Here is a 12,543-nt window from a genome sequence, read left to right on the forward strand (position 1 = left end):
TTTACTGTAAAGCATTCTATCAAGAGATGTCACGTTCTCATCAACCAATAATTAATTGGTCAGTGCTATTTATTTCAGCTTAGTGGCTAACTTATTCTTGAAATTTAGATTTTTATTATAATGCTTAATACACATTATTTAAATCTATTTTATGCATAATATATTGGTATAAATATATCTGTAATCATATGATTACTATATTTCGTTTGATATTTTATTAGCTCTGATACCCTTTATATAAAGGGGTTGAGGCCATGGAATTTAACCTTGGGGATAATATTCGCGCGGCTAGAACTAAACAAAATCTTACACAAGAAAAACTCGCTGAACTTAGCGGGTTATCACTTAATTTTATTTCTAGCCTAGAACGTACAAACACTAGCAGCATTTCAATTAAAAATGCTTATAAGATTGCTGATGCTTTGGGAGTACCATTAACAGACCTTCTATCTAATTCAGATAAAGATAAAGTTGACTACCCGGTTACTCAGCGGCTTAACCATATGTTATTAAACTTACCAAAGGATTTAGCTGAGAACTATTCGACTGAATTCATTAATATTTTGCGAATTCATAACGAACAAAAATAAGGTCATTGATACGGAATCAAAATAATTCCTAAATCAATGACCTTTTATAGTTTTAATAACACCCAATTTTATGGGATATTCTATTTTAAATAGCAATTTGCACACAAAAAAAGTGGGCATAAAGCCCATTAAATCAGTAAATACAACACTTTCCTAGTGTTTATACGTGCACACAGTTTATAACCGTGTGCACAACTGTGTGCATAATATTGTTAAATAAACAAAAATAATCCTTGATATACAACCATAAAACGTTGATATATCAAGGATTAATTAGATTAATGAATCTGTTTAAATGCGGCCAAGAGGATTCGAACCTCCACGGTCTAAACGACCACAAGATCCTTAATCTTGCGCGTCTGCCAATTCCGCCATGGCCGCATCAACAAATAGTATCATATCAAAAATACCATTCATTGACAACTATTTTTTCGGTTTTATTTCCTTTTCTAAGGAAAAACGACCACCACATCGTGCACAATGATACCGTGAAGTGTTGAAACGTCGCATTCTTGGTAGCAAAACACCACACTGTTTGCAACGATAAAGGTAACGATATTGGCGCTTTAAATGCGCCTTGCTAGTCGCCGGAGCATATCGTGAACCACCCACCATTTTTAGTAGTCGTTTAAAATCATGGTCACGATGCTGGTAACCCTTGCCAGCTAAGTGGAGGTGATAATGGCATAGTTCGTGTAAAATCACCCGTTTGAGGTTATCTTCATCAAACTCCGTTAACATTAAGGGATTGATATCAATGTGGTGGTCATTAAGATGGTATCGCCCACCAGTAGTTCTTAATCGCTTATTAAATACCGCACGATGACGAAACGGTAGGTGAAAATATTTCAACGAAATTTGCTCAGTCAGTGATTGCAACTCTGCATCAGTCATCATTTATCACTACCTGGTTCAATCATCGTTAGTTGAATTCGTTGTCGATCATGATCTACTGATAATACCCATACGTTAACAATATCACCGACTGCCACTACTTGACGCGGATCACGAATAAACTTCTTGGTTAACTGTGAAATATGCACAAGCCCATCATGTTTAACACCGATGTCCACAAATGCACCAAAATCGACAACGTTCCGTACAGTTCCCTGAAGTTTCATGCCTGGTTTCAAATCATCCATTGTCATGACGTCGGTTCGTAATAATGGTGCGGGAAGTGAGTCACGAAGGTCACGTCCTGGCTTTTGTAAATCAGTAATTACGTCCTGGACGGTTTCTTGTCCATGATCATCATCAATGAATTGTTCTGCCGATAGGTCTTGTAGTTTTTTATTCGCCTGCTCATCACCGATATCCTTTGCATCCACTCCAGCTGCAGATAGGATTTGTTGAGCTAATGAATAACTTTCTGGGTGGATGTCGGTATTATCTAATGGGTTTTCACCATCGATGATCCGCAAGAAACCAACAGCCTGTTGGTAGGCTTTTGGCCCTAACCGTTTGACATTTTTCAATTGAGTACGATTAGTATAAGCACCGTTATCATCACGATATTTAACGATGTTCTTGGCAATCGTAGTTGATAGCCCAGAAATATAAGTTAAAAGCTGGTAACTAGCTGTGTTTAAGTTAACGCCAACCCGGTTAACTGCCCGTTCGATCACAGTTGCTAGTTCAGTCTTTAATTCGTTACTTGGCAAGTCGTGCTGGTATTGCCCAACCCCGATGGCTTGCGGATCGATTTTTACTAATTCTGCTAATGGATCTTGCAGCCGGCGCCCAATACTAATGGCACTTCTTTTTTCTACTGGTAAATCAGGAAATTCATCCCGCGCGTCCTGACTAGCTGAATAAACAGAAGCACCGGCTTCGTTGACAATCACATAATATACGGAACGGTCAAGTTTCTTTAAAGCATTGGCCACGAATTGTTCTGATTCCCGGCTGGCTGTCCCATTACCAATAGCAATCATTTGAACTTGATACTTATTTAATAAATCCAAGAATTGGCCTTCTGCTAGTTCCCGATCCTTTTCTGGAGCAGGTTTATGGGGATAAATCACTGCTGTAGTTAATAGTTTCCCGTTTGGATCCATCACCGCTAACTTACATCCGGTTCGATATGCAGGGTCAAATCCCAAAACTACCTTTCCCTTGATTGGGGCTTGCATTATGAGGTTATAAAGGTTTTCACCAAAGACCTTAATGGCTTGTTCGTTGGCATCATCCGTGAGTTGACGCCTAATTTCACGCTCGATTGCTGGTTGTAAGAACCGCTTATAAGCATCTTGTGCAGCTTCAACTACAAATTTAGTGGCAGCATTTTCACTGTGCGAACCTATCAATCTGAATTGCAGGTAATTCAGAACAGTATCGTCATCTGAATTAACACTGACGCGCAATACTTTTTCTTTTTCCCCACGATTAATGGCTAAGGTCCGGTAAGATGTCATATCTTTAACAGGAGATGAAAAATCATAGTATTGTTCATAAACCTTTAATTCATCATGATCCTCACCGTTCTTTTTCAAAGCGGTTGCCACTTCACCATGATTAACCGTGTAATTACGAAGCCAGCCACGAACAGTGGTCATTTCGCTAATCGCTTCAGCAAGGATTTCATGGGCACCTGCTAAGGCGTCATCAGCGGTTGGAACGTCATCGTTGATAAATTCTTGAGCTTTTGCTGAAAGATCATCATCTGGATAGGACAGAATCCAGTTAGCAAATGATTGTAGACCGTGTTCGCGCGCAATTTGCGCCTTTGTGCGCCGCTTTTGCTTGAATGGCAAATAAAGGTCTTCAACACTTGGTAAATCAGTCGCATTTAAAATGGCCGTCTTTAGTTGTGGCGTTAGTTTCCCTTGCTCATCAATACTTTTGATAACGGTCTGTTTTCTTTCAAATAATTCATTTGCCTTATGGTATTGTTCCTGAATGCTTTGCAATTGCACTTCATCCAGAGTTCCCGTCATTTCTTTTCGGTAACGGGCAATAAATGGAATGGTGTTCCCTTCATCCATTAATTTTAAGGCCGCTTTAATTTGGTGCGCCTTTAATTCAGGCATTGCGGTCGTGACCGCTTCAACTACGTTTGTTTCCATACTTTCTCCTAATTATTTGTTTTGCCACCATGTATCAATGGGGCTTACTGGTAAATGACGCTTATGACGAGTTTTCAAATACCAGTTTTCAATTGTTTGCGCTGCTTGATCACTAACTGATAACCCTTCTAGATAATCATCAATGTCGTGATAACTTACTCCTAATGCTTGTTCATCAGGAAGCGCTGGCCGATCTTCCTCCAGATCAGCTGTTGGTGTCTTTTCATATAGGTGGGCCGGTGCATTCAAATACTCTAATAATGCCCGTCCCTGCCGTTTATCGAGCTGTGATAATGGTGTTAGATCTGCACCACCATCACCAAACTTAGTGTAAAAGCCTGTGACTGCTTCAGCGGCATGGTCGGTACCAACAACGGCCCCACCAAATTCTCCGGCAATTGCATATTGAACAATCATCCGTTCACGCGCCTTAATGTTGCCTTTGTTAAAGTCAGAAATCTGCGCACCTGCTGCAGTTAATTCGTTCACCATTGCGTCTGTTGCTGGTTTAATGTTGACCCGCACAGTTTTATCAGGATGAATAAAATCATTGATGGCACTCATCGCATCCGCTTCGTCCGCCTGTTCTCCATATGGCAACCGGACAGCGATAAATTGATAACCATCATCCCCGGTATCTTTTCGAAGCCCTTCAACTGCCATCTGGCTGAGGCGGCCTGCTAATGAAGAATCCTGACCACCGGAAATTCCTAACACGACAGTCTTCATTCCCGTTGTTGTTAAATAATCTTGAATAAATTTAACCCGGCGTTGAACTTCAGCCGCAGGATCAATTGATGGTTGAACTTGTAAATCATTAATAATGACTGATTGCATCTTCCGCATTATCGTCATCTCCTAACGCATTTTTCTGATTTTGTCATGGATTTGTTTAATCATCTTCATCTTGTTGTCATAGCACTTTTGTGACAAGTCAACTGGGTAAACTTCAGGGTTGAGGTCCCGCTTGTATTCATCCCATAATTTATCCAAATGGCGTTGCCGTGCTGCACGGATTTCTTCCAAATTTGGTTCATCATAAACCTGCTTACCATTGATGAAGATATCTTGTAATAGTGGCCGCGCTTTAAAGTCAGTAACGGTCTTGTTTAAGAACGTGTAATTGGGGTCAAACATGAAAAGTGAATCCTGTTTGCGCGGATCTTCATCAACTAGTGTGACGTAATCACCTTCGCTCTTATCATCCTTGCAGTCAGTAATGCGCCAAACTTGGTGTTTGCCAGGGGTCGACATTTTTGAAACGTTATTAGACAACTTAATGGTATCAACCATTTGACCGTTGTCGTCTTCTACGGAAACCATCTTGTAAACTGCACCTAGTGTTGGTTGGTCATAAGCAGTAATGAGTTTAGTACCAACTCCCCAGGTATCGATCTTGGCACCCTGCATCTTTAAGTTAGAAATGGTTTTTTCATCCAAATCGTTGGAAGCAATAATCTTAGCATTGGGGAAACCTGCATTATCCAGCATTTGACGAACCTTCTTAGAGAGGTAGGCCATGTCCCCAGAATCAATTCGAACCCCAATGAAGTTGATTTTATCACCCATTTCATGTGCTACTCGGATTGCATTTGGCACTCCGCTTCTCAAAGTGTCATATGTATCAACCAGAAAGACACAGTCATGGTGAGTTTGAGCATATGCTCGGAAAGCATCGTAGTCATTTCGGTAGGTTTGAACTAACGCATGGGCATGAGTCCCTGAAATCGGAATTCCAAATAATTTTCCGGCACGTACATTACTAGTGGCATCAAAACCGCCAATGTAAGCGGCTCGCGTCCCCCACAGAGCGGCATCAAATTCTTGAGCACGCCGGGTACCAAATTCCATGACTGTCTGATCGCCCACAATGGACTTAATTCGCGCCGCCTTAGTAGCAACCATAATTTGGTAATTAATAACGTTCAAAATGGCTGTTTCAACTAATTGCGTTTCTAGTAACGTCCCTTCAACCTGAATAATTGGCTCATGGTTAAAGACTAATTCTCCTTCAGCCATACTGCGGATATTTCCAGTAAAATGAAAATCAGCTAAATAATCAAGAAAATCATCATCAAACTGATTAGTGGTCCGTAAATAGTCAATGTCTGATTTCGTAAAGTGCAGACTATTGATATAGCGAATAATATGATCTAGACCAGCAAAGACAGCATACCCGTTTTCAAATGGCATCTTCCGAAAAAAGGTTTCAAAAACTGCACGACGGTTGCCAATCCCCTGTTTCCAATACGTTTGCATCATCGTTAATTCATAGGCATCCGTATGCAAAGCAGTACTGTCGTCTGGGTACAAGAACTTCATCAATCTCTCCTCCTGAAACAGATAAGAACAGCCACGTTAGTGACCCTCCAGTTACTAACCTGGCCGTTCTGATTTTTAAATTATTTTTCTAATACAAATTCGAAACGACTACCAACGTATTGAGTATGAACGTACTCAAATGGACGGCCATCTTGCAAATAAGAAATCTGTGTCATCCGCAATAACGCATCACCACGACGAATATCAAGATATTCAGCGATCTTTTCGGTCGCGTTGGTTGCAGAAACGTTTTGGGTTGCATGGCCCGGATAGAGGTGGGCCTTCTCAGTTAGCGTTCTGTAAAAGGACGAGGTCACCTCATCCTTGCTAAAGTTGGTAATTAAGGCCGCAGGAATTGTTGCCACCTCATAACAAATGGGAACCTTACTTCCATAACGCACTCGTTCCATCCGTAACACTCGTTCACCCGGAGCTAGCTTTAATTTCTGGGTTTCACTTTCTGATGGAATCGTTAAGTGGTATGAAATGGTCTTACTGGATGGCACCTTGCCAATAGCTTGCATCAATTCAGTAAAACTAGTGACTCCAGACATCTTTTCTTGAACTTTACGGTTGGCAACAAAAGTTCCTGAACCTACCCGTCTTTCAAGTACCCCTTCGTCAACTAACGTTTGAATGGCTTGCCGTAATGTCATCCGACTCACACCAAATTCGGTGGCTAATTCCCGTTCCGCAGGTATTTTTTGGCCAACCTGCCATTTACCTTCTTCAATATTTGATCGAAGTTGATTATGAATCTGAATGTATACCGGTGATCCCATATCTCTTCGTCCTCCTATGCAACTCTAATGTTTTTATTTTAACACGAAATACTGGTTGAATTAGTACTGGTATTTTTCATAATATTCGTCAACCAAGTCCAGCATATCCTGGGCAATGCGGTGATAATCAGCAGTGGTTAAGTTTGCTAATGATACTCGAACGTTGCCCTTTTCTGCTCCAAAGGCTGTCGCGTCCATGATGACGGTACCAAATTCAACAGCTAAGCGGTAGGTAAAATCTAAGTAATTATAGTGATCCTGGTAGTATTCCGCGAATTCCTTACCATGACGTTCACTCATTAAACGATAAATATCTACCAAAGTGTAGTAGTGAGTATTTTCAAGCGTTTGATCAGCAGTCAATCCCAGAGTATTCCAGAATTCATTGTAACGATTTGTGACCGTTTGACGCGATGTTGCAACGTATTCATCACCAGCTGGTTCACGTAAATTAGATAGAGAGAACATGTCCATCATAATTTGCTGCGGTGAAGATAATCCAGCGGTGTGATAAAGGCCAATTGCACGGCTATCAGCAACCATTCGGTCAATAAACTTCATCTTGTGCGGGTCAGTCGCTACAATCGAATAGCGTTCTTCGTCTAATTCGTTTAAGTGAGAATTTAAGAGATTTTCGTAAATTAACCGATCACAAACATTTTTCTTGTGCATGCAAATTAACCCTAAACGTTCACCAGTAGCCCCATAAAGCTTGGAAAATGAATAAACCAAGATCGTATTATGAGGAGCAACGGCAAAAATCGATTGGTAGTCTGGGGAGAAGGTCCCATACACGTCGTCAGTAATGATGATTAGGTTTGTATTGACTTTCAAAACTTCCTTAAACTTTTGAAGGTTTTCAGGAGTGATTGCCCGTGCCGTTGGATTCGTCGGGTTAACAGCAAAGAATGCCTTTACCTTTGGGTCCTTGAGTTCTTCAAATTGTTCATCCGTCATTTGCCAATTGTTGCTCCGTCGCGTTGTCACTGTCTTAACGTGAAAGTCATATTCACTTAAGACGGGGATTTGAAGGTATGGCGTAAAAATTGAAGAATTAACCACAACGGTATCGCCAGGATATAAAATATGAGCGCTGTGCAATTCTTGGAAGATATAAACCATGGCTGCAGTACCACCTTCTGTTGGGAAGATGTCGACGTAATCAGCTAATTGCTGGTCTTTAAAACAATTTTTTTGGAGATACTGTGCCAAAATTTTTTCAGTGTAGCTCAAGCAGCGTGGCGGATAAGGATAGTGGTCACCCAAAGCACCGTCGACTAATTCATACATAAAAGCATCACGGTCTTGGATATCTAAATGGTTGACAGCTGCTTGAATCGCATTCCGTAGAAATTCATCCCGCCGAGAATCGCCCAGAGCGTTCATGACACGTTGATAAAGGCCTTCTTGACGGACATTACCTGCCATACCAGCATCCTCGTTAAATGTCTGTTCAGCTTCAACTACTCCAAGTTCTAGCAATCTAGAATAAGCAAGACGCCCCGTTGTTTCAATCCAATTGGGGTTCCCACGTCCGCCATTTACTACTTGGTTGTGTCGCAAATTATTCTTAGCTAATCGCTTAAAGATTGCGGCAATTTCAAAGTTAGAAAGCTGATCAAACTGTTTAACTTTGGTATCATCAACTGCATTAAAGATTTTTAAATCCGCTGTCATGTCGGAAAGTCCTTTCCATTTTTGTTCTCAATAAAACCTGTTTCCCTTAATTATAACAAATTGGTTCAAACCACGTTATGATTATTAGAATCTTTGTCCATCAAAAAACTGGCTAGCTTGATCGCTAGCCAGTTTAGGAAATGGTCTAATTATTTATTTTGATCAAATGGATCCCAGGTGTACTTAGCACGAGCACCACCAATTAACTTCGGACGAGAACGAAGGTAAGTTGTATGTGCCTTCCCTACTTCCTTAACAGAAGTCCGTACTGGGATTTGAACAAACTTAACTTGCATCCCAATTGAGGTGTCACCAATGTCCATTCCGGCCTTGGCTTGAATGTGTTCAACTTCAACTGGATCTTCAAAGTTTTCGAAAGCAGCAATTTGGCCTGCTCCACCAGCATGGATTTGTGGGTAAACAGTTACGATTTCAAGACCATACTTTTTAGCAACATCCCGTTCTACTACCAAAGCACGGTTCAGGTGTTCACAACCTTGAACAGCTAAATGGATACCAAGTGGCCGCAATACCGAAATAATTTCTTTAATGATTGCCCGACCGATTTCAATATCAGAGTCTTTACCAATATGTTGTCCTTGAACTTCACTGGTACTGAGACCAACAACGAACAAATCACCTTTCTCAAGCTTGGCTTCTTGAAGTAATTCAGTTAAACCAGTCCGCACTTCGTTACGATAGGTGTCGAGTTCTTCTGTCATAGTAACAACCTTCCTTTTTATGATGGTTTTTATAACTTTATTATATCGACCTTATTAAGAAAACGCTAGCAAATAACCTATGACAATGTTCAAAAAACGTCGAAATTTAAGCTTTAATTTGACTAATTTCTTCTAACCACTTTTGCGATCCTTCATCTAGAGACGAATCAATCGGAAAATGAAATGGTTGCAGCAGTGCTTGTACGGTACTCCAGTTAATACCATCACCATTCGTAATGGTGGCTTTCATTTTGGGTGTTAATGCTTGTTGGACAGCCGCGTCAGTTGTTTTATTCATTAACGTAATCGTTGTAATCTGACGCGCTAATATATTCACAATGCATTGATCTAGAGATTGCTGATCAATAGGATCTTTGACGATGATTTTCTGTTCTAGCGGAATGACAGGTAGTTCCCGTCTCATGAAATGATCCAGAACTGCCCAATTACTACTTAACTGATAGTAGAATTGCCATGGCACTCGTGAATTAACGTATTTTAACACTTCTTGAACGGCAGGCATCATATGGAAATCATTTTCTAATAATCGTGGCATTAATTCCTGCAGAAAACGCTGACAGCTTTCACGATCTACTACTGATAGTTGTTTACCGCTAGTTAAATTAAAACGAACAAGTAGAAAATTGTTCGCCATATTAAGACTGATTTTCCTAGATGACCGCTGTTGACGATGGCGAAATTCTTTAATCACTTTTTGGCGGTTAGACCGTGCAAACTGACCCTGTTTAGGCATTTTAGAACCTCCCTTCAAAACAACAAAAAAGCCGCCACCACAGTGACGACTTTAATAGTTGGGCTAGCTGGATTCGAACCAGCGCATGACGGTACCAAAAACCGTTGCCTTACCGCTTGGCTATAGCCCAATAATAAAATATGGAGGAGGGTGGATTCGAACCGCCGAACCCGAAGGAACGGTTTTACAGACCGTCGCGTTTAACCAGACTTCGCTACTCCTCCGTGAGGTCTGTTGTTGTTTACTAACAATCAACGATTATTATAATACACAACAATTTGATTTTTTGCAAGGCCTTTTTCGGACTTTTTTAAAAATTTGTCCAAAATAAAAGACGAACTACCACGTTAGCAGTTCGTCTTTCAAATTTTCTAGTTAATACCAACCATCAAATGATGGATCCGCTTGACTAAGAAACTCATCAAAATTCCAAAACCGATACTAATCAATCCGATGATCAAAAAGTATTGTACTTCGGTTGCTGACGAATAGTACTTCACGATTTGAGAGTTAACAGCTTGCCCGGCAGCATCCGCTAAGAACCACATACTCATCATTTGAGATTTAAAGGCCTTGGGAGCTAATCTGGTAGTCACCGAAAGTCCAATTGGTGAAATTAGCATTTCCGCAATTTCCACAATGAACCATGAACCAATCAGCCAAAATGGACTGACCCGCCCACTAGTGGTTCCATGGATAATTCCTGGTAAAGCCATCCATACGTATGAAAGACCAGCAATAACTAAACCGGCCGCAAACTTTCCAGGAGCACTTGGTTGCCCTTTCCAATGATCCCACAGCCAAACAAATACTGGTGTCAAAATCATGATAAATAACGGGTTCAAGGTTTGGAAGTTAGCGGCTGCAATGTGAAAGCCACCAATCCGCAGAATAGTTCTCTGTTCCGCAAAAAGTGCTAGTACCACAGAACCGGATTCTTCGATACTCCAAAAAATAGCAGCAGCAATAAATAATGGAATGTAGGCCCATACTCGGGATCGTTCTTCCCTAGTTACCTTACGACTGTTTAACATCATTACAAAATAATAGATTGGTAAAGCTACGGCAATCACAGTAATTAGTGTAATGATATTGTTAATATTTAGCGTTTGCATTGCCGCCATAAGTGCAATTACAATTCCTAGAATTACAACAATGATTGCAGTCCAGATTAATACGGGTTTAAGTGCTTCCTGATCAATCGGATCATTAGGATACAGACTATCTTTAGAGAGGTACTTTTTACCACCATAATAATATTGAACCAAGCCAATAAACATTCCAATTGCAGCCAAGGAAAAACCAGCATGGAAATTAGTTTCAGAACCAAAGGTATGCATGCCAAATCCATTAGCGGCCCATGGAGCAACCCAAGGGGCAACCGCGGCTCCTAAGTTGATTCCAAAAACAAACATACTAAAACCAGCATCACGTCTTTTATCTTCGGGTGCGTATAAGCTTCCGACCATATCTGAAACATTGGGTTTCAACAGTCCTGTTCCGGAAACGATAAGTGCTATTGATAAATAAAGAGCACTTAGGCCGAATGGTAAGGAAAGCACAATGTGGCCAAACATAATTAGTACTCCACCAATAAAAACCGTTCGTCGTGATCCCCAGACACGGTCTGAGAGCCAACCGCCGAGCACACTAGATAAGTAGACTAGCGACCCATAAATTGACATCACAGAGGCAGCAGTGCCTTGTGACATTCCTAAGCCACCTTTGGTAACGGCATAATACATGTAAAACAACAGAATGGCACGCATTCCATAGTAGCTAAACCGTTCCCACATTTCAGTGAAGAAGAGTGTAGACAAGCCACGCGGTTGGCCAAAAAATGCTGTATCTAGATTTTGATTCGTATTCATTAAATACCTCCTGAACCAAAAAATGCGCCAAACTGACGCAATTAAGATATTAATTAGAATTAGTTAAAATTATCATTTGAAATTAATAATAGCTTTCTTAGTATACACCTTTTTGGTGGAAACTCAAATTGATTTTTTGAGGACTTAATCATAAAATTATGACTTTAAAGCGACATTGCCACGGTTTTAGAAGTATGGCAAACTTTTTAATTGACTATCTTTTTATATTGGGTATATTTTAAAACCGTAATTTGCACACGGAAAAACAAGAAGAAACCCCGTTAATTCAATAAATATAACCCATCTTAAATGCAATTCAATGCACACGCTTTTTCCGTGTGCACATGCGTGTGCATAATATTCTTAAATAAACAAAAATCACCCTTGAGTAAATCATACAAAAAGTTGATATATCAAGGATGATCAAATATTGTAAAACTAAATTATGCCAACTAGAGGAGTCGAACCTCCGACCTTCTCTTTACGAGGGAGATGCTCTACCAGCTGAGCTAAGTTGGCAAAAGAAAAAGGAAATGCTGATCGGTGATTACAATCAACATTTCCTCTCAGCAACTGCGAATGTCGGACTCGAACCGACGACACCCTGATTAACAGTCAGATGCTCTACCAACTGAGCTAATTCGCAATAACGCGTGGCAACGTCCTATCCTCGCAGGGAGCGATCCCCCAACTACTTTTGGCGCGTTGAAGCTTAACTTCTGTGTTCGGCATGGGAACAGGTGTATCCTTCAAGCCATCA

The 12,543-nt window shown here is 40.6% G+C and carries 10 protein-coding genes, 5 tRNA genes and 1 rRNA gene; 1 reads left to right on the forward strand and 15 read right to left on the reverse strand.

Features of this window, described 5'->3' with window-relative positions; genetic code table 11:
• Positions 1-254 precede the first annotated feature (254 nt).
• Positions 255-590 carry a helix-turn-helix domain-containing protein gene (locus H5975_RS05420; protein WP_204785203.1) on the forward strand — a complete coding sequence of 112 codons (336 nt, stop codon included), beginning with the start codon at positions 255-257 and terminating at the stop codon, positions 588-590.
• Between the two features lie 296 nt (positions 591-886).
• On the opposite strand, the gene H5975_RS05425 is transcribed toward H5975_RS05420, so the two are convergent.
• The 15 genes from H5975_RS05425 to rrf form a co-directional block, all read right to left on the reverse strand.
• A tRNA-Leu gene (locus tag H5975_RS05425) sits at positions 887-971 on the reverse strand.
• 42 nt (positions 972-1,013) lie between these two features.
• Positions 1,014-1,484 carry a SprT family protein gene (locus H5975_RS05430; RefSeq protein ID WP_204785209.1) on the reverse strand — a complete coding sequence of 157 codons (471 nt, stop codon included), beginning with the start codon at positions 1,482-1,484 and terminating at the stop codon, positions 1,014-1,016.
• Positions 1,484-3,655, reverse strand: coding sequence for a Tex family protein (locus tag H5975_RS05435; RefSeq protein ID WP_204785204.1), 2,172 nt, complete (start codon positions 3,653-3,655; stop codon positions 1,484-1,486). Before H5975_RS05435 ends, H5975_RS05430 begins: the two co-directional genes overlap by 1 nt.
• Before the next feature lie 12 nt (positions 3,656-3,667).
• Positions 3,668-4,501 carry an ammonia-dependent NAD(+) synthetase gene (gene nadE, locus H5975_RS05440; RefSeq protein WP_178661996.1) on the reverse strand — a complete coding sequence of 278 codons (834 nt, stop codon included), beginning with the start codon at positions 4,499-4,501 and terminating at the stop codon, positions 3,668-3,670.
• A gap of 12 nt (positions 4,502-4,513) precedes the next feature.
• On the reverse strand, positions 4,514-5,977 hold the full coding sequence (locus tag H5975_RS05445) for a nicotinate phosphoribosyltransferase (protein WP_204785205.1): 1,464 nt from the start codon (positions 5,975-5,977) through the stop codon (positions 4,514-4,516).
• Positions 5,978-6,057: 80 nt separating this feature from the next.
• Complete coding sequence (locus tag H5975_RS05450) at positions 6,058-6,759, reverse strand: GntR family transcriptional regulator (protein ID WP_178662000.1); 702 nt, start codon at positions 6,757-6,759, stop codon at positions 6,058-6,060.
• Positions 6,760-6,819: 60 nt separating this feature from the next.
• On the reverse strand, positions 6,820-8,436 hold the full coding sequence (locus H5975_RS05455; protein ID WP_204785206.1) for a bifunctional aspartate transaminase/aspartate 4-decarboxylase: 1,617 nt from the start codon (positions 8,434-8,436) through the stop codon (positions 6,820-6,822).
• A 149-nt stretch (positions 8,437-8,585) separates the two neighbouring features.
• Positions 8,586-9,158 (reverse strand): TIGR01440 family protein, encoded by a 573-nt coding sequence (locus tag H5975_RS05460; protein WP_178662004.1) that lies wholly within the window; start codon positions 9,156-9,158, stop codon positions 8,586-8,588.
• 106 nt (positions 9,159-9,264) lie between these two features.
• Positions 9,265-9,912 (reverse strand): hypothetical protein, encoded by a 648-nt coding sequence (locus H5975_RS05465; protein WP_204785207.1) that lies wholly within the window; start codon positions 9,910-9,912, stop codon positions 9,265-9,267.
• Between the two features lie 58 nt (positions 9,913-9,970).
• Positions 9,971-10,042, reverse strand: a tRNA-Gln gene (locus H5975_RS05470).
• An 11-nt stretch (positions 10,043-10,053) separates the two neighbouring features.
• A tRNA-Tyr gene (locus H5975_RS05475) sits at positions 10,054-10,136 on the reverse strand.
• A gap of 147 nt (positions 10,137-10,283) precedes the next feature.
• Positions 10,284-11,783, reverse strand: a complete 1,500-nt coding sequence (locus H5975_RS05480) for a peptide MFS transporter (RefSeq protein ID WP_204785208.1) — start codon at positions 11,781-11,783, stop codon at positions 10,284-10,286.
• A gap of 446 nt (positions 11,784-12,229) precedes the next feature.
• Positions 12,230-12,302 (reverse strand) — tRNA-Thr (locus H5975_RS05485).
• Between the two features lie 54 nt (positions 12,303-12,356).
• Positions 12,357-12,429, reverse strand: a tRNA-Asn gene (locus tag H5975_RS05490).
• A gap of 5 nt (positions 12,430-12,434) precedes the next feature.
• A 5S ribosomal RNA gene (rrf, locus tag H5975_RS05495) occupies positions 12,435-12,543 on the reverse strand; the annotation flags it as partial.

The organism is Limosilactobacillus coleohominis, from assembly GCF_016901675.1.
GTDB classification, from domain to species: Bacteria; Bacillota; Bacilli; order Lactobacillales; family Lactobacillaceae; genus Limosilactobacillus; species Limosilactobacillus intestinavium.

Excerpts from the sequence above, each read along its gene's own strand:
- H5975_RS05460 (WP_178662004.1), bottom strand. The coding sequence starts at position 9,158 with ATGACAGAAGAACTCGACACCTATCGTAACGAAGTGCGGACTGGTTTA.
- nadE (WP_178661996.1), bottom strand. The coding sequence starts at position 4,501 with ATGCGGAAGATGCAATCAGTCATTATTAATGATTTACAAGTTCAACCA.
- H5975_RS05445 (WP_204785205.1), bottom strand. The coding sequence starts at position 5,977 with ATGAAGTTCTTGTACCCAGACGACAGTACTGCTTTGCATACGGATGCC.
- H5975_RS05480 (WP_204785208.1), bottom strand. The coding sequence starts at position 11,783 with ATGAATACGAATCAAAATCTAGATACAGCATTTTTTGGCCAACCGCGT.
- H5975_RS05430 (WP_204785209.1), bottom strand. The coding sequence starts at position 1,484 with ATGACTGATGCAGAGTTGCAATCACTGACTGAGCAAATTTCGTTGAAA.
- H5975_RS05420 (WP_204785203.1), top strand. The coding sequence starts at position 255 with ATGGAATTTAACCTTGGGGATAATATTCGCGCGGCTAGAACTAAACAA.
- H5975_RS05455 (WP_204785206.1), bottom strand. The coding sequence starts at position 8,436 with ATGACAGCGGATTTAAAAATCTTTAATGCAGTTGATGATACCAAAGTT.
- H5975_RS05435 (WP_204785204.1), bottom strand. The coding sequence starts at position 3,655 with ATGGAAACAAACGTAGTTGAAGCGGTCACGACCGCAATGCCTGAATTA.
- H5975_RS05450 (WP_178662000.1), bottom strand. The coding sequence starts at position 6,759 with ATGGGATCACCGGTATACATTCAGATTCATAATCAACTTCGATCAAAT.
- H5975_RS05465 (WP_204785207.1), bottom strand. The coding sequence starts at position 9,912 with ATGCCTAAACAGGGTCAGTTTGCACGGTCTAACCGCCAAAAAGTGATT.